The following is a 206-nucleotide window of genomic DNA, read 5'->3' on the forward strand; positions in this document are numbered from 1 at the left end:
TCGCGGGCCGCGTCGAGGCGGTCGAGCGTGACCGAGGCGACGGCGGCGCGGCGGACGAGGTGCTCCTCGACGACGTTATCGGGCCCGGCCTCGTGATCCCAACGGGCGAGGGCCCGGTCGAGGTCGGCGCCGAAGTCGTCGGGGAGGACGACCCGGGCGGCGAGGCCGTGGCCCAGGCCGTTGCGCCGGGAGCGGTCCTTGCCGGC

Annotated in this window: 1 protein-coding gene; it reads right to left on the minus strand. The window is 77.7% G+C overall.

The genetic code is table 11. The features are described 5' to 3' along the window. Positions 1–206 (minus strand): hypothetical protein (locus tag AB1L88_RS27030; RefSeq protein ID WP_367099827.1); only part of this gene is annotated, 206 nt, incomplete at both ends.

Origin of the sequence: Tautonia sp. JC769 (genome assembly GCF_040717455.1) — a bacterium.
In the GTDB taxonomy this organism is placed as follows: Bacteria; Planctomycetota; Planctomycetia; order Isosphaerales; family Isosphaeraceae; genus Tautonia.